The following is a 21,113-nucleotide window of genomic DNA, read 5'->3' as shown; positions in this document are numbered from 1 at the left end:
TAAGCATGAAGCCCCCCTCAAGATGAGATTTCCCATAGCGTAAGCTAGTAAGATCCCTGAAAGATGATCAGGTTGATAGGTTCGAGGTGGAAGCATGGTGACATGTGGAGCTGACGAATACTAATAGATCGAGGACTTAACCATATAATATGTAGCAATGTTATCTAGTTTTGAAGGAATATATATTTAAAATTCCTTTTGACATTCTGAAAAGAATGTGTATAATGATAAAAGTCTGGTAATGATGGCAGAGAGGTCACACCCGTTCCCATACCGAACACGGAAGTTAAGCTCTCTAGCGCCGATGGTAGTTGGGACCTTGTCCCTGTGAGAGTAGGACGTTGCCAGGCTTGTATTATTCCGCAGTAGCTCAGCGGTAGAGCTATCGGCTGTTAACCGATCGGTCGTAGGTTCGATTCCTACCTGCGGAGCCATTATGCTTCCATAGCTCAGCTGGTAGAGTACTTCCATGGTAAGGAAGAGGTCACCGGTTCAAGCCCGGTTGGAAGCTTGGAAAAGTTTTTAAATTTTTGGCCCGTTGGTCAAGTGGTTAAGACACCGCCCTTTCACGGCGGTAACACGGGTTCGAATCCCGTACGGGTCACCACTTTTGGAGGATTAGCTCAGCTGGGAGAGCACCTGCCTTACAAGCAGGGGGTCGGCGGTTCGATCCCGTCATCCTCCACCATATATGTTTAAATGTCGGAGGGGTAGCGAAGTGGCTAAACGCGGCGGACTGTAAATCCGCTCCTTCGGGTTCGGCAGTTCGAATCTGCCCCCCTCCACCATTTTCTTTAAAATAACCTGAAAGGGTTTATTTTTTTGAGAAGATAACCATACTAGTAAATATTAATGGGCTATAGCCAAGCGGTAAGGCAACGGACTTTGACTCCGTCATGCGCTGGTTCGAATCCAGCTAGCCCAGCCATTTACGAGCCATTAGCTCAGTTGGTAGAGCATCTGACTTTTAATCAGAGGGTCGAAGGTTCGAATCCTTCATGGCTCACCATTTTCGCGGAAGTAGTTCAGTGGTAGAATACAACCTTGCCAAGGTTGGGGTCGCGGGTTCGAATCCCGTCTTCCGCTTTATTACTAAGGGGCCTTAGCTCAGCTGGGAGAGCGCCTGCCTTGCACGCAGGAGGTCAGCGGTTCGATCCCGCTAGGCTCCATCTAAATAGAAAAAGCTTACATCATACGATGTAAGCTTTTTTGTGTTTAAAAAGACAACTTTTATATTTATCGTTTAAAATGAAGAAAACGTAAAAATAAGGGATGGGGGGATAATTGTGAAAGTTGTTATTGCATCTGATTCATATAAAGAAAGCCTAAAAGCTATAGAAGTATGTGGAGCTATTGAAAAAGGTTTTAGAGCGATTTTTCCTAATGCAGAGTATGTAAAAATACCAATTGGAGATGGAGGAGAAGGGACGGTTGAATCACTTGTTGATGCTACAGGGGGGAGAATTATATCAATTAGTGTGACAGGACCGCTTAGACAAGGTGTACAAGCTTTTTATGGCATTTCTAAAGATAAAAAGACAGCGTTTATTGAAATGGCAGCAGCATCAGGATTACAGCACGTTCCAGTTGAAAAGCGCAATCCACTTATTACAACGACAAAAGGAACAGGAGAACTTATATTACATGCGCTAGATCAAGGAGTGAAGTACATAATTTTAGGACTTGGAGGAAGTGCTACAAATGATGGTGGGGCAGGTATGTTAGCAGCTTTAGGAGTAAGATTTATAAATGACAAGGATGAAGTAATAAATCCATCTGGAGGCACATTACATTCAATTGTTGCTATTGATTTTTCACAACTGGACCCACGCTTAAAGGGAGTAAAGATAGAAGCGGCCTGTGATGTGGATAATCCATTAGTCGGAATGCAGGGAGCATCTTTCGTATTTGGGAGACAAAAGGGTGCGAATGTAGAGATGATGAAAGAGCTAGATGAGAATTTAAAACATTACGCGAATATCCTTAAACGATATGTATCTTTTGATGTATCTGAAATACCTGGTGCAGGGGCAGCGGGAGGAATGGGAGCAGCTGTTATTTCAGTGTTAAAGGGAGACTTGCGAAGGGGCATTGAAATTGTATTGAATTATACAAATTTCGATAAACATATAGAAGATGCAGATCTCATTATAACTGGTGAAGGTAGAATAGATGAACAAACTGCATATGGGAAGGCTCCTGTTGGTGTTGCGGGGCGTGCGAAACGTTTTTCTGTGCCTGTAATTGCTATTGGAGGGTCTGTATCATCTGATTATCCAGCTGTTTACGAGAAAGGAATAGATGCGGTATTTAGTATTACAACGAGACCGATGACACTAGAAGAAGCATATAGAGTAGCAGAAGAAAATATTGAAATGACAACGAAGAATATTGCAGCAGTATGGAAAATAGCGTCAGAAAAACACTTCTAAATGTAGGAGTGTTTTATTATTATTATTTGATAATAGTGATTGCGATTGTTTCATTAAGTTAACTTTATACATAGAATAGTCTTGAAATTTGATTTTCAACGTGAATATAAGTGAATAAATTGTATATCCATACAAAAAAATGTCGAGTTGAGTCAGACTATATAAAAGATTTAAAATATTTAGTGAAGGCATAAAAGGGGGATACTATCTATGAAAAAAGAAATTTCAGTTATTGGAGTTCCAATGGATTTAGGACAGATGCGTCGTGGAGTTGATATGGGACCGAGCGCGATCCGTTATGCAGGGGTAATTGAAAGAATTGAAGAAATTGGATATGACGTTAAAGATATGGGAGATATATGTATAGAGAGAGAAAAAGAGGTAGATGAAAATACAAAATTAAGAAACCTTAGACAAGTTGCAACTGTATGTAATGAATTAGCAAGTAAGGTGGATCATATTATAGAAGAAGGTCGTTTTCCACTTGTATTAGGTGGTGACCATAGTATTGCTATCGGTACATTAGCTGGTGTAGCCAAACATTATAAAAACTTAGGTGTTATTTGGTATGATGCACACGGTGATTTAAATACAGAGGAAACTTCACCATCTGGAAATATTCACGGTATGTCACTTGCTGCAAGTTTAGGTTATGGACATTCTTCACTTGTAGATTTATACGGAGCATATCCAAAGGTGAAAAAAGAGAATGTTGTAATTATCGGTGCGCGTGCATTAGATGAAGGAGAAAAAGACTTCATTCGCAATGAAGGTATTAAAGTGTTCTCGATGCATGAAATTGATCGTATGGGGATGACGGCTGTTATGGAAGAAACAATCGCATATTTATCTCATACTGATGGTGTACACTTATCATTAGATTTAGATGGTCTTGATCCTCATGATGCACCAGGTGTTGGAACGCCTGTAATTGGTGGTCTATCTTATCGTGAAAGCCACTTGGCGATGGAAATGTTAGCGGAAGCTGATATTATCACATCTGCTGAATTTGTTGAGGTAAATACGATTTTAGATGAGAGAAATAGAACGGCAACAACAGCAGTTGCTTTAATGGGTTCTTTATTCGGTGAAAAACTAAAATAAATGTAAGAAAAGCAACTGAGAAGTTGCTTTTTTTATTTGAAAATAGGCGTATAATAATGATTTATATTATACTGTAAGATAAAAATGTTTGACATCTTACCAATTTGAGCTAAAGGGGGTTGTTTGTAATTGTCGTTTATTTCATGTATGGTATAATTAACTAGTTGTTGGAAATACATACAGATAGAGCATAAAACAATATTTCAATATATGGATAGAATTGCTCGTAAGTAGGAGGAAGGGATAGCATGCCTTTTGAAGATACGACCATTTTGAAATATCTTAGTACGGCATTAGATATTGCCATTGTATGGTTTATTATATATAAGCTAATTCTTATAATCCGAGGGACGAAAGCTGTTCAACTTTTAAAAGGGATTACAGTTATCATTGTCGTTAAGATGATTAGTATTTTCCTTGAATTGCATACGCTATCTTGGCTAACTGAACAAGTATTAACGTGGGGATTTTTAGCCGTTATTATTATCTTTCAGCCAGAATTGCGAAGAGCACTTGAGCAGCTAGGGCGCGGGAGTTTATTTTCGCGTGTTGGAACGCATGAGGATGATGAACCTGAAATGGTTGCAACAGCGATAGCAAAAGCAACCGAATATATGGGGAAACGTAGAATTGGTGCATTAATTACTTTGTCAAAAGAGACCGGTATGGGTGATTATGTGGAAACGGGTATTCCGCTGAATGCAAACGTATCATCGGAATTACTTATTAATATTTTCATTCCAAATACACCTCTTCATGACGGAGCGGTAATTATGCAAGGAAGTACAATTAAAGCAGCAGCATGCTATCTTCCATTATCAGAAAGTCCGTTTATTTCTAAAGAATTAGGAACTAGACATCGTGCTGCAATGGGAGTTAGTGAAGTTACTGATAGTATTACAGTAGTTGTGTCTGAAGAAACTGGTCAAATTTCTTTAACGAAAAATGGTAAGTTGCATCGTGATTTGAAGACAGAACAGCTGAAGGATATGTTATTAGCTGAATTTAGTGGGAACGAAAAAACGACTTCTTCGTCTTTATGGAATTGGAGGAGAAAGCGTCATGGATAAGTTAATGGAGAATCATTGGTTTTTAAAAGGGATCTCATTACTATTGGCGTGTATGCTTTTTATGTCAGCGACGTTAACTGAAAAAAATACGACATCAGGTATATTACCTTTTGCAAATGATACGAAAGAAACATTAACTAATTATGCGATTAACCTTAAGTATGATGAGGAGAAATATATTGTAAGTGGTATTCCAGCAGAGGGCGTTAAGGTGAAGTTAGAAGGCCCAAAAGCATCAGTTGCTACAGCAAAAGCAAAAAAACAATTTGACATACCAATTGATTTGCGAGATAGTCCAAAAGGAACTTATGAGATTTCTTTAAAAACGAACGGGCTTCCAGATGATGTGAAAGGAACAGTTCAGCCATCAACAATTAAAGTTACTCTTCATGAAAAGGCGAGAAAATATGTTCATGTAGATTTGAAATTATCAAATGAGGATCAGATGCCAGCGGGGGCTACTCTCGAAAAATCAAGCCTTAAACCGGATACTGTTGAGGTAGTTGGGACGAAAGAAGAAATTGAAAGCATTTCATCTGCCAAAGCGTATGTTGATTTAAAAGGTGTTAATAAAACTGTTACAAAAACGCCCGAAGTTACATTATACAATAAAGAAGGAAAACGTTTAAATGTAAGAACAAGTCCATCTAAGATTAGTGTAACGTTGAATGTGGCAACGCAAACTACAGCCAATAATACTGAAAAAACTGTTCCTGTAACGTATACGAAGAAGGGGAATTTAGCAGAAGGATTGGCAGTTACAAATATCAGTGTCGAGCCGAGAGAAGTAACGATAGCTGGTCCAAAAGATATTTTGGATAATATACAATCGCTAGAGGGGGTCGAAGTAGATTTTAGTCAATTGACAGAGTCTACAACATTCGATGCCTCTGTTTTATTACCCAAGGGTGTAACAAGTGCAAAACCGAATCAAGTGAAGGTTTCGGTGGGAGTACAAAAAACAAAGCAAACGAAAACAAAAACGATTGATGGTATCCCAATCCAAAAAAATGGACTTTCTAAAGATGTTACGGCTCAGCTAATTTCGCCGCAAGATGAAAAGATAAGTGTTGATATTTCAGGAGAAGCAAGTATAGTAGATAAAATAACAGCTGCCCAAATAACAGCGGTAATTAATCTGCAAAATGTATCTTCAGGGACGAAAGATATTTCTATTCAAGTGAGTGGTCCTGGTAATATTTCAATAGAGCCAAAACAAAAAAGTGCTAAAGTTACTATTGTAAAAAAAGAAAAACCAGATAAAGAAGTACAGGGTAACGGTCAACAACCGGATTCAAACACCAATCAAGAAAATCAAAATCAGAAGCCAAAAAATCCTGAACCCGATCCAGAAAAGGAAACGGAACAGGAAAATAATCAAAACCAAAATCAAGATAAAGATAAAGAAACTAGTCAAGAACCAACAGTAGATAACCATAATCAAAAAGAGCAAGAAAAAGGAGCGAATCATAATGGGTAAATATTTTGGTACAGATGGAGTACGCGGAGTTGCAAATAAGGAGTTAACACCTGAATTAGCTTTCAAAATTGGGCGTTTTGGTGGTTATGTATTAACAAAAGATACAGATCGTCCAAAAGTAATTATCGGTCGTGATACACGTGTATCTGGCCATATGTTAGAAGGAGCTTTAGTAGCAGGTCTATTATCAACTGGAGCAGAAGTAATGCGCCTTGGCGTTATTTCTACACCGGGTGTTGCTTATTTAACAAAAGCACTAGACGCACAAGCGGGTGTTATGATTTCTGCATCTCATAATCCAGTACAAGATAACGGTATTAAATTCTTTGGTTCAGACGGCTTTAAATTAACAGATGAGCAAGAAGCTGAAATTGAAGCTTTATTAGACAAAGAAGTTGATGAACTACCACGTCCAACAGGTACTAACCTTGGACAAGTGAGCGATTACTTTGAAGGTGGACAAAAATATTTACAATACATTAAACAAACTGTTGAAGAAGACTTCTCTGGCCTACATATTGCTTTAGATTGTGCACATGGTGCCACATCTTCTTTAGCTCCATACTTATTTGCAGATTTAGAAGCTGATATTTCAACAATGGGGACTTCACCGAACGGTATGAATATTAACGAAGGTGTAGGATCTACACATCCAGAAGTATTAGCTGAATTAGTAAAAGAAAAAGGTGCTGACATCGGACTTGCTTTTGATGGCGATGGCGACCGTTTAATTGCTGTAGACGAAAAAGGAAACATCGTTGACGGTGATCAAATTATGTTTATTTGTGCGAAATACATGAAAGAAACTGGTCAATTAAAACATAATACAGTTGTTTCAACTGTTATGAGTAACTTAGGTTTCTACAAAGCACTTGAAGCAAATAATATTACAAGTGATAAAACAGCAGTCGGTGACCGCTACGTAATGGAAGAGATGAAACGCGGTGGTTACAACTTAGGTGGAGAACAATCAGGCCATATTATCTTACTTGATTACATTACAACTGGTGACGGAATGTTAAGTGCACTTCAACTTGTAAACATCATGAAAATGACGAAAAAACCATTATCTGAGCTTGCAGGAGAAATGACGAAATTCCCACAATTGCTAGTAAACGTTCGTGTAACAGATAAAAAATTAGCATTAGAAAATGAAAAAATTAAAGAAATTATTCGTGTTGTAGAGGAAGAAATGAACGGTGATGGCCGTATTCTTGTTCGTCCATCTGGAACAGAGCCACTTATTCGTGTAATGGCAGAAGCACCAACACAAGAAGTTTGTGATGCATATGTACATCGCATTGTAGAAGTTGTGAAAGCCGAAGTTGGCGCTGAATAATTAGCTGAATTTATATGAAAAAGGAGCACAAAAAGTGCTCCTTTTTCATATGTTTTATAGACGATGAAAAAAATTTCATTGACGGTTTATCCATGTTTGTTATAAGATGGTCTTGTTCTTTTTCTCAAAGGAAATATTGTAAATTATAAAAGCGCCAGAACTACAAATAGTGTAGTTGACGAGGTGGGGTTTATCGAGATTTCGGCGGATGACTCCCGGTTGTTCATCACAACCGCAAACTTTTACTTAAATCATTAAGGTGACTTAGTGGACAAAGGTGAAAGTGTGATGAGAGAAGAGGAACGGATGAAAACTAGCTGTATAAGTATATACGGACTTAAACCCAATCGAGAGGAAGGTGAAAGCCGTTACAAGCTTACAGGGCTAGCAATATGTAATCCGTTTTTTAGTATAAATAAAAATGGTATCGGACTATGTCGTTACATGTTCGCAGAGCAGTGTAAGCATTTGTAACGGCGACTAAACATGTGTGGAATCGTAGGATTTATTGGAGAGCAAGATGCAAAGGAAATTTTATTAAAAGGTTTAGAAAAGCTAGAATATCGTGGATATGATTCAGCAGGTATTGCAGTACAAGCAGAGAACGGTGTTGTTGTATACAAAGAAAAAGGCCGTATCGCAAAACTTCGTGAAATCGTAGATGAGAACGCAGCAGCAAGCGTAGGTATCGGACACACACGCTGGGCTACACACGGTGTTCCAAGTAAAGTAAACGCGCATCCGCATCAAAGTACATCAAAACGCTTTACACTAGTTCATAACGGTGTAATTGAAAACTATGAATTAGTGAAAAAGGAATATTTACAAGATGTAACGTTCGTAAGTGAAACAGATACAGAGATTATCGTACAGCTTATGGAACAACAAGTGAGCACAGGATTAAGTGTAGAAGAAGCGTTCCGTAATACGCTATCTCTTTTACATGGCTCTTATGCAATCGGATTACTTGATGCTGAAAATCCAAACATGATTTATGTTGCTAAAAACAAAAGCCCGCTATTAGTAGGTGTTGGTGACAACTTTAATGTTGTGGCAAGCGACGCTATGGCGATGTTACAAGTTACAGATCAATTTATTGAGTTAATGGATAAAGAAATCGTAATCGTAACGAAAGAAAGTATTACAATTAAAAACTTACAAGGTGAAACGATTGAACGTGCACCTTTTACAGCGGAATTAGACGCAAGTGATATTGAAAAGGGAACATATCCTCACTTCATGCTTAAAGAAATCGATGAGCAACCACTTGTAATCCGTAATATAATTCAAAAGTATCAAGATGAAAATGGCGAAATTGAATTAAATCAAGACATCCGCAATGCGATTTTAGATAGCGATCGTATTTACATCATTGCATGTGGAACGAGTTATCATGCAGGTCTTGTTGGAAAACAATTTATCGAGAAGTTTGCAAAAATGCCAGTTGAAGTACATGTAGCAAGTGAATTCTCTTACAACATGCCATTATTAACAGAAAGACCATTCTTCATTTACATTTCACAAAGTGGTGAAACAGCTGATAGCCGTGCAGTACTTGTACAAACAAATGAAATGGGTCATAAAGCATTAACAATTACAAACGTGCCTGGTTCTACTCTTTCTCGTGAAGCTGATTATACACTTCCATTATACGCTGGACCAGAAATTGCAGTTGCATCAACGAAAGCTTATACAGCACAGCTTGCAGTACTTTCAATTTTAGCAGCTGATATTGCTAAAGCAAAAGGTGAAGTTCTTGATTTCGATTTAACACACGAACTAGGACTTGTAGCAAATGCAATGATAGAACTTTGTGATCAAAAAGAAGAAATGGACGCATTAGCAAAACAATTTTTAGCAACAACGCGTAACTGTTTCTTCATCGGACGTAGCGTAGACTTCTACGTAGGATTAGAAGGTGCGTTAAAACTAAAAGAAATCTCTTACATCCAAGCAGAAGGATTCGCTGGAGGAGAGTTAAAACACGGTACAATCGCTTTAATCGAAAATGGTACACCAGTTATCGCACTTGCTACACAAGAGCACGTAAACCTTGGAATTCGCGGTAACGTGAAAGAAGTAGTAGCACGCGGTGCTAACCCATGTATCATCTCAATGAAAGGCTTAGAAATGGAAGGTGACAGCTTCGTATTACCAGCTGTACACGAAGCACTAGCACCGCTAGTAGCAGTTATTCCATTACAACTTATCTCATACTACGCAGCACTTCACCGCGAGTGTGATGTTGATAAGCCACGTAACTTAGCTAAATCTGTTACTGTTGAGTAGGAGATTGGTAGGTTAATAAATATAGTTATAGCTTTAAAATAAATTTACAAATTTACACCCCTTTAGATATTTTATCTAAAGGGGTGTTTTTGTGCCGAAAAAGAACATCTAGAATTGGTAAGTGGATAGAAACCTATAGATTAATGTTTTACTTTTATTTATCTGAATTTTCCGTTATTATTTTAAGTATCTGTGAAAAATCTCCTTTATTACGACAAAAAGAGACGAGGGATTTATGGACATTTCAAGGGGGTATATTGATGAAAGTGAATGAAAAAACATATCTAAGTATAGAAGAGATTATTTCATTACCAACCTTATTAAGTACAAACATAAGTGATGATGGTAAAAACGTAGCATTTGTTAAGAAGACGGCTGATTGGAAAGACAATACTTATAGAAATCATGTATGGATATATGAAAAAGATAAGAAGCAGAGTTCCCAATTATCAAATGGGGATATAGATAGTACACACCCATTATGGTCTCCAGATGCTAGGTGTATCGCATATCTTAGTCCAGTTGGTGATGGGGAAAATCAGATATTTGTTAAGTCACTAGGTGGTTATAGCGAGGTTCAAATTACTGATGAGAAGGAAGGAATTAGTACATTCAAATGGGATCCTACTGGCAAGGGTCCTTATTATGTTACGCAGTTAAAAGAATGTGAGGAGATAAAGAAACGTAAGGACCTATATGGAGATTTTCAACATATAGGTAAGGAACACCAGAATAATTGTTTATATTACATTGAAATAGAAAAGGTAATACAAAGTGATACAGATGAACACGAGAACAGAGTTGTTTATCAATTAACTGATGGTAAGGATTTTCATATCCATGAATTTGATATTTCAAATGATGGGAAGAAGATTGTGTTTATGGCGACACCAAGCTCAAATATGGCGGATTATATAAATGGAGATTTATACATACTCCATACTAAAGCTGGAGAGCTCCAAAAGCTGAATGTGGATAAGTTGTTGGGCGGTAGCGTCTGCTTTTCTCCTGACGGCAGTAAAATATGTTACACAGCAAGCATAAGAGGGAGGGATTACTATAGAAACCATATACAAGATTGTACGTTAGAGATATATGATATGAATACCGGAGAGGTAATTCAACCTTTAACAGATTTTGATAGTACAGTTATGCCACTACAGTGGACAGCTAAAGGAATTTTAATTAGATGGCAGAATAAAACAAATTATCTTATTGGTTTGCTAGCTGAAGATGGCACTGTGGAAGCATTAAGCGAAAAAGTAGATGGCTTTATAATGGATGCTTCTATAACAAAGGATGGAGAACATATATCCTATAATAAGGCTATAATAAATGAAACCTTTGAAATCTATTTAGACGATAAAAAAATAACGGATGAAAATAGCTTTTTCAAAGGGAAACTTAAAAGTAACAGGGAAATCATCTCATGGAAAAGTAGTGATGGTCTTGAAATAGAAGGTGTTTTATCAACGCCAGTAGAGTTTGACACTAATAAAAAATATCCTTTATTAGTAGTAATTCATGGCGGTCCGGCTTGGGCATCTTTTCCGATATTTTCAGACTGCTTCAATGAGAAATATCCAATTGAACAGTTTGTTGAAAAAGGCTTTATCGTTTTAGAACCAAATTACAGAGGAAGTTCAGGTTATGGTAATGAATTTTTAAAAGCTAACTATAGAAAACAGGGGATTGCTGACTACGACGATGTTATATCAGGAGTGGATAAACTAGTTGATCAAGGGATAGTAGATAAAGATAGAGTAGGAGTTATGGGATGGAGCAACGGTGGATATGTATCAGCTTTCTGTTCTACATTTAGTAGCAGGTTTAAAGCTATTTCAGTTGGCGGTGGAATAACTAACTGGAGTACCCATTATGTAAATACAGATATACCTTACTTTATTAGAATGTATTTGGGAAATACTCCATGGAATGATCCAGATATATATACGAAGACATCACCTATGACGTATATTAAATCAGCTTGTACGCCTACCTTAATTCAACATGGGGAAAAGGATGCAAGAATTCCAATTACAAATGCATATGATCTATATCAAGGATTAATGGATATGGAAGTTGATACAGAATTAATTATATTTAAAGGAATGGCATATAGTTCTGACCAACCAGGAGTTCATGTGGCTATTATGAAGCAGAACTTGATGTGGTTTTCACACTATATTCTTGGAGAGAGTATGGAGGGTTTTAGGACTTTATAATGGATGTTTGTACAAGACATAAGGTTGAAATGCTCTTCATATTGAGATGATTTATTATAAAATATATACTTAAACTACTATCAGTACACACATCAGGGAGGACTAATATGACAGGAAATAAAAATGACTTACTAGTAGAAAAACGTGAAGAGCTATTGAAAGTATTACAAGCTCGTTTTGAGGAAAACATGAACCGTCATGAAGGTCTTGAATGGGCTAAAGTTGAAGCGAAGCTGACTACTAATAATGAAAAATTGTGGTCACTTAACGAAATGGAAGTAACTGGCGGTGAGCCGGATGTTGTTGGTTATGATGAAGAAAAGGACGAATATACTTTCTATGATTGTTCAAAGGAGAGTCCTAAAGGCCGCAGGAGTCTTTGTTATGATCTTGAAGCGTTAGAATCAAGAAAAAAACATAAACCAGAAAATAACGTTATTGATGTTGCAAATGCTATGGGCATTGAACTATTAACGGAAGAACAATATCGGGAATTGCAAAAACTTGGGGATTTCGACATGAAATCATCAAGCTGGGTACAAACACCTTCAGATATTCGAGAACTCGGTGGTGCTCTATTTTGCGATTATCGCTTCGGACATGTTTTCGTGTACCACAATGGAGCAGATTCTTACTATGCTGCCAGAGGTTTTCGTGGCTCGTTAAAAGTTTAAATTAGGATAAATAAGAAAAAGAGCCTATACTCAGGCTCTTTTTCTTATTTATATTTTAAAAGTAAACTGTTACTACGCAGTTTTACTTAATTTATATGTTCCGTGGTTGTTTTTACGGAAAAGTTTAGGGAAAACATAGCCATCTAATCCAATACGTCCAGAGTTCTGCCCTGCAACTAAAATGAACATAGTCAAAATAAGCAGGTTTGGGTTTACACTAACAGTTCCACTTAATAAAAATGAAAGATTCATTATGATTCCGAAAAATGCAGCTGTTTTTGTTAATCCGCCTAAAATTAAACCTAGACCTACTAAAATTTCTCCCCATTGAACTAAAAAGCTAAATAGGTCTGCGTTTGGAAGGACAAAATGTTGAAGAAAATCTGCCCACCAACTTTGTACTGCAGGGTGGTCACCTGATGCTTGAGCAATAGCACCCTTTAGAAAACCACTTGCGTCAAAAGATTGTCCGAAGACTTTGCCTATCCCAGCAGCGAGCCATGTATATCCTATGTAAAGACGTAAAAGTAATAATATGAAAGTAGCACGTTTATCAGTTCTTAAAAAATTGATAATCATTGAAATCCCTCCAATATTGTATTTACAAGTTTATTATATATTCAATGTGAAAAGATTCACAATGAAGAGAATGTGAACAAGGATAGGTTGTGAGTAATTGTTTTATTTTTTGTAACATTTTATCTGTTTTGGTAAACTAAGAATAGAGATATATGTAAAGGGGACAAAGACTTAATATGTGGATGAAATTGTAATGATTAGAAATTAGATAGATGAATTTTTCTCTCATAAGTGAGGGTTTATTTAGCTATCTGTAAATCATTCAAGGACTGCATATTTGGCTTGTACATCCCTTTTGTAAGGATAGATGCCTATTTTATGTATCTGTCTTTTTTTGTGGGAAATTTTATATCTCTTATATAAAGTATGCGCCCTTTAAACTTGGAGGAGTATATGATGAATCAATTAAAAAATAAAGTAGCAGTTGTTACAGGGGTAAGTCGTCTAGATGGTATTGGGGCAGCGATTTGTAAAGAATTAGCTGAAGCAGGATACGATATATTTTTTACCTATTGGACAGCTTACGATAAAGAGATGCCTTGGGGCGTTGATAAAAATGAACAAATACAATTAAAAGAAGAGCTATTGCAAAGCGGTGTTAGAGTATCGAGCATGGAGTTAGATTTAAGTCGGAATGATGCACCGAAAGAGCTTATAAATAAAGTTACTGAACAATTAGGGTACCCTTATATATTAATTAATAATGCAGCGTACTCTACGAATAATGATTTCTCTACGTTGACTGCTGAAGAATTAGATAAGCATTACATGGTAAATATCCGTGCGACTACATTGTTAAGTAGTCAATTTGCCCGGGGATTTGATAAGAAATCTGGTGGTAGAATTGTTAATATTACTTCGGGGCAATTTCAAGGTCCTATGGCAGGAGAACTAGCTTATGCGACAACGAAGGGAGCTATTGATGCTCTTACTAGTACGTTGTCAGCAGAGGTAGCTCATTTAGGCATAACAGTGAATGCAATTAATCCAGGACCAACCGATACAGGATGGATGACTGAAGAGATAAAACAAGGGTTAAAGCCGATGTTTCCTTTCGGCAGAATTGGTGAGCCAAAGGATACAGCTAGACTCATTAAATTTTTAGTAAGTGAAGAAGCTGAGTGGATTACTGGGCAAGTTATTCATTCAGAAGGTGGATTTAAAAGATAAAAAGAAGGTATCTCACCCTGAGGAGATACCTTCTTTTTTAATCTTTCTTCAGTCTTCGTGCAACACCATTCCCTAAAGACTGTAATCCTTGAACGAGGATAATTAAAATAAAGACAGTTGCATACATTACTTCAGGCTCGTAGCGTAAATGTCCGAAGCGATATGCTAAATCCCCTAGCCCGCCAGCACCTACAAGGCCAGCCATTGCTGTTGCGCCAATTAAGCCAATTGTTGCGATTGTTAATCCGAGTACAAGGGAGGGACGTGCTTCTTTCACCATAACGTGCCAAATGATTTTTATAGTAGAAACGCCCATCGCTTGGTAGGCTTCAATGACACCTCGATCGACTTCTAGTAAAGCTGTCTCCATTAAACGTGCGATATAAGGGGCTGTGAAGACGACAAGCGGTACGATAACACCTTGCACGCCAATGGACGTTCCCATTAGAAACTTTGTAAAAGGTAAAATAAAGAATAATAGAATGATAAATGGAAGAGAGCGAATGATATTAATAATTGTATTAAGAATAGGATAGATGATTTTATTTTCACGCTGCCCACCAGGTCTCGTTAAAACAAGTGTGACGCCAAGTGGCAGTGCAATAAGGATAGAGATGAGTAATGAAATAGATGTCATTTGAAAGGTTTGGATTGTGGCTTCCCATATGACTTTACCCCATTCATCCAAAAAGGGCTTGTTTCCCATAATCTGTTCTACCTCCTTCTACGATGATTCCTTGCTCTTGTAAAAATGATAAAGCACGTTGGATTTCATTTTGTCCCCCTTGCATGTGAACGACTAGTTTCCCATATGCTTCATGTTTTAACTGCGTAATATTACCGGATAAAATATTCGGATACACTTGGAAACGTTTTGTGGCAACGGCTAAGGCAGGTTCCCCTGAAGTAGTGCCAATAAACGAAAGTGTTACAATTTCTCCAGTACTTTGTAGTTCTTTCTGTACCTCTTCTGGAATTTTCGCTGCAAATGCGCTATTTACAAATTTCTTTGTTGTTACATGTTGTGGGTTTGTGAAAATATCTTTTACAGTCCCACTTTCGACTACAGATCCATGTTCCATAACAGCAACGCGGTCACATATACGCTGGATGACATTCATTTCATGTGTAATGAGTAAAATCGTAATTCCGATTTCTTCGTTAATCTTTAATAGCAAATCAAGGATAGAATCGGTTGTTTCTGGATCTAATGCGCTCGTTGCTTCATCACTTAATAACACTTCAGGTTCATGTGATAGCGCACGAGCAATTGCAACACGCTGTTTTTGCCCACCAGAAAGTTCGCTTGGATACGCATCTTTTCGATTAAAAAGATCGACAATGCGTAAATACTTTTCTACTCTTTTTTCAATTTCTGCTTTTGGAATGCCAGTAAGCCGTAACGGTAATGCGATATTTTCATAAACGGTAACAGTTTTAAGTAAATTGAATCCTTGGAAGATCATTCCGATTTTTTGTCTCGCTTTTGCGAGTTCTTTTGTCGATAACGTTGTTAAGTCTTGTTCGTTTACAATGATATTTCCTGTCGTTGGTTTTTCTAATAAATTTACACATCGAATCAATGTACTTTTACCAGCGCCACTATACCCAATGATTCCAAATACCTCGCCTTTTTCTACTTTAAGGGAAGTAGACTTAAGAGCCTCAACATTCCCTTTTTTTGTTGTAAATACTTTGGATATGTTTTTTAATTCAATCATTATCGTCAGCTCCTACCAAGATGGTAAAACTGAACCATCAAATTTTTTCTCGATAAACTTTTTTACTTCTTTAGATTGATAAGCTTTCTTTAATTTGTTTACAACGGCATCATCTTTATTTTCAGTACGAACAACGACCCAGTTCACATATGGTGAATCTTTTCCTTCGCGGAAAATAGAATCTTTCGCCGGACTTAATTTTGCACCTAATGCAAAGTTTGTGTTAATTGCAGCTGCTTTCACTTCACTTAGTTGCGTTGGTAATTGAGATGCCTCTAATTCGACAATCTTTAATTTTTTGGGATTTTCAATTACATCTTTTGCAGTCGCTTTTTCTGTAGCCTTTGGATCAACTTTTAAAACCCCTGCTTTTTCAAATAATTTTAAAGCTCGAAGTTCATTCGTTGGGTCATTTGGTACAGCAATTGCATCGCCCTCTTTTAAGTCTTTTACATCTTTTATATCTTTAGAATATACGCCCATAGGGAATGTTACTGTTGAAAATACTTCAGCTAATTTCATATTGCGTTCAGCTTTAAATACATCTAAATACGATTTCGTTTGGTAGCTATTTACATCAAGGCTTTTTTCATCTAATGATACGTTTGGCGCTACATAATCATTAAATACTTTTATATCAATTTCGAGACCATCTTTTGCTGCAACTTCTTTTACCTTTTCAAAAATTTGTTCATGTGGTCCACCTGTTACACCGACAGTAATCTTTTTCTCGTCTAATGCTTTTACCTCTTTATCTGAACTCACGCTACATGCGCCTAATAACAATACTGCTCCGCTTACGATGCTTAATAATACCTTTTTCATCTATAAATCCCCCTTCATATACATTCCAAAATAAAAAGCACCTCCCAAAAATAAGAGAGGTGCCGAATAGACGAAATAGATTCCTCTCTTATCTTCCAAAACGAAAACTCGTTTTGCAGGAATTAGCACCTTAGCTTATACGTCATAAGCTCGGTTGCCGGGCATCATCGGGCCAGTCCCTCCGCCACTCTTGATAAGAGTATGTGTATGTAGTTTTGAATATGGTACTAATAGTAAATCGTACAAAAAAAATTGTCAATGGTATTTTCAGAATATATTTTATTTTAAGGTAATCGAAACGTTCCCCTTTTTATGTCCTTTTTCTACATATATATGAGCTTCAGCAATTTCTTCTAATCGGTAAGTTCTATCAATAACAGGTTTTAGCTTTTCTGTTTCAGCTAGTTGTTTTAGTAGGTTCATATCTTCTTTACTGACCTTTGCCATCATTCCGTTCACAGATACATATTTTCCATTAGGCATTAATGCATCTGTACAAAGAGACTTTTTATATTTTCCAACTGCATCAAATATAATATCGTAGTGCTCGCCCTGCTTAGTAAAATCTTCTTTCATATAATCAATTACGTTGTCTGCCCCTAAAGCTGTTACTAAATCGAAATTCGAACTACTACAAATGGCTGTGACAGTCGCCCCGAAGTATTTAGCAAGTTGTACGGCAGCTGTCCCTACTGACCCAGAGGCGCCGTATATAAGTACTCGTTGTCCTTTTTTAATCTGTCCTTTTCTAAGGAAGTGCAATGCTGAAGTTCCGCCAAAAGGAATAACAGCAGCTTCTTCATATGTCACATTGGTAGGTTTTAATGCTATTAATCCACTTTCATGCACGCATGTGTATTCCGCATAACCACCAAGGTTTAGTTCTGTTAATGCAAAAACTTGATCTCCTTTTTTAAATTGTGTTACATCTGTTCCAATGTCTTCGATTTCACCGGATAACTCTACGCCAAGTATAGGTTTTCTCGGTTTTCTGAAACCTAATATGATCCGCATAGGAATCCAAAATAAGAGGGGGCTATTAAAGCCACGTATTCTACAATCTCCAGTCGATACACTTGTTGCGTGAATTTTAACTAATACTTCATTTTTTTTAGGTTTAGGCTTTTCTACATTTTGAAGCTGGAGAACATTAGGTGGTCCGTACTTTGTACAAATAATCGCTTTCATAATGACCTCCTGAAATGAGTTGTTATTATTTACATCATATTTAAAATTTTTCTCAAACATGTTGTTATATAGGAAATAAATTTAAAGATAAATATTACGAATTATATAGATTTAATAGGAAAAGAGATGATATTATTTTGGGGAAGGAGGGGACGTTATGAAAAAACTTATTTTAATTTCAAGTTTAGTACTTGCAGTCGGTCTAGGAGTAGGGTGTAGTAATGAGAAAACAAAAAAGACTGATGAACCGAAAAAAGAAGCTGTGCAGAAAGAAAAGGAATTAACAGCGAAGGATGTTTTCAATAAAGCGAATGAAGCTTTTAAAAACGAAGAAAATGTAACGATGACATATGATGTGGGAATAAAGGCTGAAGGAACAGAGATGAATGTAATAAAGGCCAAAATGCAACTAGAGCCGAAGAAAAAAAATTCTCGTTCTGAAATGAATATTTCTGGTACAGAGGTTGTTGTTTATGATGTGGGTGGCAAAATTGCTGGTCAGTTGAAAAATCCTAATACGGGTGAAGTTATGTCTGTACCAGAGGAACAATTAAATGCTAACGGAATGAACGCGACTCAAGGAATGGTAGATAATTTAGAGATTCCATCGGAAATTTTAAATAAAGTGAAGATGGAGAAAAGTGGAGATAATTATAAGCTGAAGTTTGCATTAAAAGGGCAAGAGACAGAGAGTATGCTAGCTAGTATGGATGAAAAGCAGAAAAAAATGCTACAAGGCCAAAATGCAAAGATAGAAGAAATAGATGGGGAATATATTATTACAAAAGATTTTAAATATGAATCAGCAAAGATAGATATGGTTATGAGTAGCAATGGTGAGGATAAAGCGCACATTATTACGGATGCAAAGTTTACATCGTATGATAAATTTGATCCAATACAATTGCCAGCAGCAAAGTAATCACTGTCAAGAGAGGTACCTGAAAGAACGGGTATCTCTTTTTGTTGCTAATAAGGAGAGTGTCCTTTGAAAAAAAGAAAGATAGCAGTGGTCATTGTCACATATACGGTTTTGCTTGCAACGTCTGTACATACGTATAAAAAACAAATTGATCATCCTATTATGAGTGATGTAGGTAAATTGCTTCCGACAAAAATAAAACGTGTTGAAAGTGCTACGGAAGAGCACTCGTTAATAAAATTAGTGCGAGATGCAAAAGTTTCAGGAGAGAAAATTTCCATTGCAGGCATGCAACATAGCCAAGGAGGACAGACATATTATCCGAATGGCACGATGCTCGATATGAAAGGATATAATAAAATATTAGAATTTGATCCAGAGAAGAAGCGGATTACAGTTCAAAGTGGTGTCACGTGGAATGATATTCAGAAGAAAATAAATCCTTATGGCCTTGCGGTACAGGTCATGCAGTCTCAAAATATTTTTACTGTTGGTGGTTCATTAAGTGTGAATGTACATGGGCGTGATATTCGTCATGAGGCACTAATTGATACAGTAGAGTCATTCAGATTGTTAATGGCAGATGGCACGGTGCGTAATGTAAGTAGAGAAGAAAATGCAGAGTTATTTCCATATGTCATTGGGGGTTACGGTTTATTTGGAGTTATTTTAGATGTGACGCTGAAGTTAACAGATGATGAATTATATGAAATGCACACGAGAATGATAGATTATAAAGAATACGCATCTTATTTCAAAGAGAGAGTGAAAAGAGATGAGAATGTTCGTATGCACTTAGCGCGTATTTCTGTTGCTCCAAATTCATTTTTAAAAGAGATGTATGTGACAAATTATACTTTGGTACAAAATCAAAATATGAGAGAAGAGTACAGTGAATTAAAGGAAGAAAATATTATAGCTGCACCGAAATTTTTACTTGGGTTATCACGTTATAGTGATTGGGGAAAGAATACATTTTGGGATATACAAAGAGGTTATTTTGAACGTACAGATGGAAAGTATGAGACGCGTAATAACGTTATGAGATCAGATAGTGCTTTTATGGAATATGAAAATCCAAATAGGACCGAAGTGTTACAAGAATACTTTGTGCCTATAGATGCTTTCACAGAGTATATAGATGATTTACGTAACGTATTAAATGAAGAAGAGTTTAATTTACTCAACATTACGATTCGTTACGTGGAAAAGAATGAAAATGCAGTTTTGTCCTATGCGAAAGATGATATGTTTGCGCTGGTTCTTTTGATTAACCAGGGACGCTCAGAGAGTGAGATAAAGAAAACAGAGGATGTCATTCGAAAGATGATTGATGTTACTTTAAAGCATAATGGTAGTTACTATTTGCCGTATTATTCTTATCCAACGAAAGAGCAGTTAAAGAGGGCATATCCTCGCATTGAAGAATTTCTCAAGAAAAAGAAGGAAGTAGATTCAGAAGAGAGATTTGTGAATTTATTTTATAGGGAGTATACGAAATGACATATAGAAGATTTGTGGCTTCGCAAAGTATCATCATGATGGCAGGAAGTATGGTATTTCCTTTTTATATATTATTGCTTCGAAACGTTGGAAATAGCTTCTCGCAATTTGGCTGGGCGTATGGCTTATTTGCTTTAACATCAGCACTTGTATATCCACTAGTGGGAAAGGTATCTGATCAAGTAGGTGATAAAAAATTATTAATCATATACGCTTGGTCCATGGCAATCTTAATGCTTTGCTTTCCAATTGCCACGGAAGTTTGGCATGTGTATATTCTTCAAATTGTAATGGGTGTTTTAGGTGCTGTGCAGCGTAATACTGAGAAGACTTCGTTAGCACGAAAGGTTGCGCAGGAAAAGGCTGGTTATGAGATTGGAAAATACCATGTGTGGACATCCATTGGCGGAGCAATAGCGGTTATTGCCACGGGATATTTAGTAGATTTCTTTACGATTGGTACAATTTTTTATATTGCATCTATTCTATATGTAGTGAGCGGGATTGTATTAAGTAGTAAAAAAATATAACTATTCCTATTTTCACCTTAATACCCTTTATTTGTTATACTAAAAGGGAATACAAAAGAAAA

General features: G+C 36.8%; 18 protein-coding genes, 9 tRNA genes, 2 rRNA genes and 1 riboswitch. Of the genes, 24 read left to right on the top strand and 5 right to left on the bottom strand.

Features of this window, described 5'->3' with window-relative positions; genetic code table 11:
• The 20 genes from C4S65_RS24750 to C4S65_RS24655 all read left to right on the top strand — a co-directional run.
• Positions 1-144: ribosomal RNA gene (locus tag C4S65_RS24750) — 23S ribosomal RNA — on the top strand; the annotation flags it as partial.
• 90 nt (positions 145-234) lie between these two features.
• Positions 235-350: ribosomal RNA gene (rrf, locus tag C4S65_RS24745) — 5S ribosomal RNA — on the top strand.
• A gap of 9 nt (positions 351-359) precedes the next feature.
• A tRNA-Asn gene (locus tag C4S65_RS24740) sits at positions 360-434 on the top strand.
• Positions 435-438: 4 nt separating this feature from the next.
• Positions 439-511, top strand: a tRNA-Thr gene (locus tag C4S65_RS24735).
• A 21-nt stretch (positions 512-532) separates the two neighbouring features.
• Positions 533-607: transfer RNA gene (locus tag C4S65_RS24730), tRNA-Glu, on the top strand.
• A 5-nt stretch (positions 608-612) separates the two neighbouring features.
• Positions 613-688: transfer RNA gene (locus tag C4S65_RS24725), tRNA-Val, on the top strand.
• A gap of 16 nt (positions 689-704) precedes the next feature.
• A tRNA-Tyr gene (locus tag C4S65_RS24720) sits at positions 705-788 on the top strand.
• Positions 789-853: 65 nt separating this feature from the next.
• A tRNA-Gln gene (locus C4S65_RS24715) sits at positions 854-928 on the top strand.
• Positions 929-933: 5 nt separating this feature from the next.
• Positions 934-1,009, top strand: a tRNA-Lys gene (locus tag C4S65_RS24710).
• 5 nt (positions 1,010-1,014) lie between these two features.
• Positions 1,015-1,086, top strand: a tRNA-Gly gene (locus C4S65_RS24705).
• Between the two features lie 10 nt (positions 1,087-1,096).
• A tRNA-Ala gene (locus C4S65_RS24700) sits at positions 1,097-1,169 on the top strand.
• Positions 1,170-1,286: 117 nt separating this feature from the next.
• Positions 1,287-2,432 (top strand): glycerate kinase, encoded by a 1,146-nt coding sequence (locus C4S65_RS24695; RefSeq protein WP_000869580.1) that lies wholly within the window; start codon positions 1,287-1,289, stop codon positions 2,430-2,432.
• Between the two features lie 210 nt (positions 2,433-2,642).
• Positions 2,643-3,536 (top strand): arginase, encoded by an 894-nt coding sequence (gene rocF, locus C4S65_RS24690; RefSeq protein ID WP_097960135.1) that lies wholly within the window; start codon positions 2,643-2,645, stop codon positions 3,534-3,536.
• A 248-nt stretch (positions 3,537-3,784) separates the two neighbouring features.
• Complete coding sequence (cdaA, locus tag C4S65_RS24685; RefSeq protein ID WP_001115695.1) at positions 3,785-4,606, top strand: diadenylate cyclase CdaA; 822 nt, start codon at positions 3,785-3,787, stop codon at positions 4,604-4,606.
• Positions 4,599-6,086 carry a CdaR family protein gene (locus C4S65_RS24680; protein ID WP_097960136.1) on the top strand — a complete coding sequence of 496 codons (1,488 nt, stop codon included), beginning with the start codon at positions 4,599-4,601 and terminating at the stop codon, positions 6,084-6,086. The genes cdaA and C4S65_RS24680 overlap by 8 nt, the downstream gene beginning before the upstream one ends.
• Entirely contained in the window at positions 6,079-7,425 is a 1,347-nt protein-coding gene (glmM, locus tag C4S65_RS24675) for a phosphoglucosamine mutase (protein WP_000521479.1), read from the top strand. The genes C4S65_RS24680 and glmM overlap by 8 nt, the downstream gene beginning before the upstream one ends.
• A 288-nt stretch (positions 7,426-7,713) precedes the next feature.
• Positions 7,714-7,899 (top strand): hypothetical protein, encoded by a 186-nt coding sequence (locus C4S65_RS24670; RefSeq protein WP_001206405.1) that lies wholly within the window; start codon positions 7,714-7,716, stop codon positions 7,897-7,899.
• Between the two features lie 12 nt (positions 7,900-7,911).
• Positions 7,912-9,714 carry a glutamine--fructose-6-phosphate transaminase (isomerizing) gene (gene glmS, locus C4S65_RS24665; protein WP_098838684.1) on the top strand — a complete coding sequence of 601 codons (1,803 nt, stop codon included), beginning with the start codon at positions 7,912-7,914 and terminating at the stop codon, positions 9,712-9,714.
• 260 nt (positions 9,715-9,974) lie between these two features.
• Positions 9,975-11,939, top strand: coding sequence for a S9 family peptidase (locus C4S65_RS24660; RefSeq protein ID WP_142391579.1), 1,965 nt, complete (start codon positions 9,975-9,977; stop codon positions 11,937-11,939).
• A gap of 107 nt (positions 11,940-12,046) precedes the next feature.
• A complete protein-coding gene (locus C4S65_RS24655; RefSeq protein WP_061666750.1) occupies positions 12,047-12,613 on the top strand; it encodes a DUF4256 domain-containing protein in 567 nt (188 codons plus the stop codon).
• A gap of 72 nt (positions 12,614-12,685) precedes the next feature.
• On the opposite strand, the gene C4S65_RS24650 is transcribed toward C4S65_RS24655, so the two are convergent.
• Positions 12,686-13,192: a DoxX family protein gene (locus C4S65_RS24650; protein ID WP_098838685.1), complete on the bottom strand. Its 507-nt coding sequence runs from the start codon at positions 13,190-13,192 to the stop codon at positions 12,686-12,688.
• 393 nt (positions 13,193-13,585) lie between these two features.
• On the opposite strand from C4S65_RS24650, the gene C4S65_RS24645 reads away from it, so the two are divergent.
• Positions 13,586-14,362 (top strand): SDR family oxidoreductase, encoded by a 777-nt coding sequence (locus tag C4S65_RS24645; RefSeq protein ID WP_061666748.1) that lies wholly within the window; start codon positions 13,586-13,588, stop codon positions 14,360-14,362.
• A 37-nt stretch (positions 14,363-14,399) separates the two neighbouring features.
• Here the strand turns inward: C4S65_RS24645 and C4S65_RS24640 are convergent, their stop codons facing one another.
• The 4 genes from C4S65_RS24640 to C4S65_RS24625 all read right to left on the bottom strand — a co-directional run bounded on the left by C4S65_RS24640 (position 14,400) and on the right by C4S65_RS24625 (position 18,096).
• A complete protein-coding gene (locus C4S65_RS24640; RefSeq protein ID WP_061666747.1) occupies positions 14,400-15,068 on the bottom strand; it encodes a methionine ABC transporter permease in 669 nt (222 codons plus the stop codon).
• Positions 15,043-16,083 (bottom strand): ATP-binding cassette domain-containing protein, encoded by a 1,041-nt coding sequence (locus C4S65_RS24635; RefSeq protein WP_061666746.1) that lies wholly within the window; start codon positions 16,081-16,083, stop codon positions 15,043-15,045. Before C4S65_RS24635 ends, C4S65_RS24640 begins: the two co-directional genes overlap by 26 nt.
• A 12-nt stretch (positions 16,084-16,095) precedes the next feature.
• Positions 16,096-16,908 carry a MetQ/NlpA family ABC transporter substrate-binding protein gene (locus tag C4S65_RS24630; RefSeq protein ID WP_061666745.1) on the bottom strand — a complete coding sequence of 271 codons (813 nt, stop codon included), beginning with the start codon at positions 16,906-16,908 and terminating at the stop codon, positions 16,096-16,098.
• Between the two features lie 85 nt (positions 16,909-16,993).
• Positions 16,994-17,108: riboswitch (SAM riboswitch) on the bottom strand.
• A gap of 79 nt (positions 17,109-17,187) precedes the next feature.
• Positions 17,188-18,096, bottom strand: a complete 909-nt coding sequence (locus C4S65_RS24625) for an NAD(P)-dependent alcohol dehydrogenase (RefSeq protein WP_061666744.1) — start codon at positions 18,094-18,096, stop codon at positions 17,188-17,190.
• 157 nt (positions 18,097-18,253) lie between these two features.
• Between C4S65_RS24625 and C4S65_RS24620 the strand changes: the two genes are divergently transcribed.
• The 3 genes from C4S65_RS24620 (at position 18,254) to C4S65_RS24610 (ending at position 21,051) form a co-directional block, all read left to right on the top strand.
• Positions 18,254-19,018, top strand: coding sequence for a DUF6612 family protein (locus tag C4S65_RS24620; RefSeq protein WP_061666743.1), 765 nt, complete (start codon positions 18,254-18,256; stop codon positions 19,016-19,018).
• Between the two features lie 66 nt (positions 19,019-19,084).
• The gene (locus tag C4S65_RS24615) at positions 19,085-20,521 is read left to right on the top strand and encodes an FAD-binding oxidoreductase (protein WP_140337856.1); all 1,437 of its coding nucleotides are present in this window, start codon (positions 19,085-19,087) and stop codon (positions 20,519-20,521) included.
• Positions 20,518-21,051, top strand: coding sequence for an MFS transporter (locus C4S65_RS24610; RefSeq protein WP_061666741.1), 534 nt, complete (start codon positions 20,518-20,520; stop codon positions 21,049-21,051). Before C4S65_RS24615 ends, C4S65_RS24610 begins: the two co-directional genes overlap by 4 nt.
• Positions 21,052-21,113: the final 62 nt, after the last annotated feature.

Source organism: Bacillus sp. ok061 (assembly GCF_900108285.1).
GTDB classification, from domain to species: Bacteria; Bacillota; Bacilli; order Bacillales; family Bacillaceae_G; genus Bacillus_A; species Bacillus_A thuringiensis_S.
Note: the sequence above shows the minus strand (reverse complement) of the source record. Positions and strands in the feature narration are given on the sequence as shown.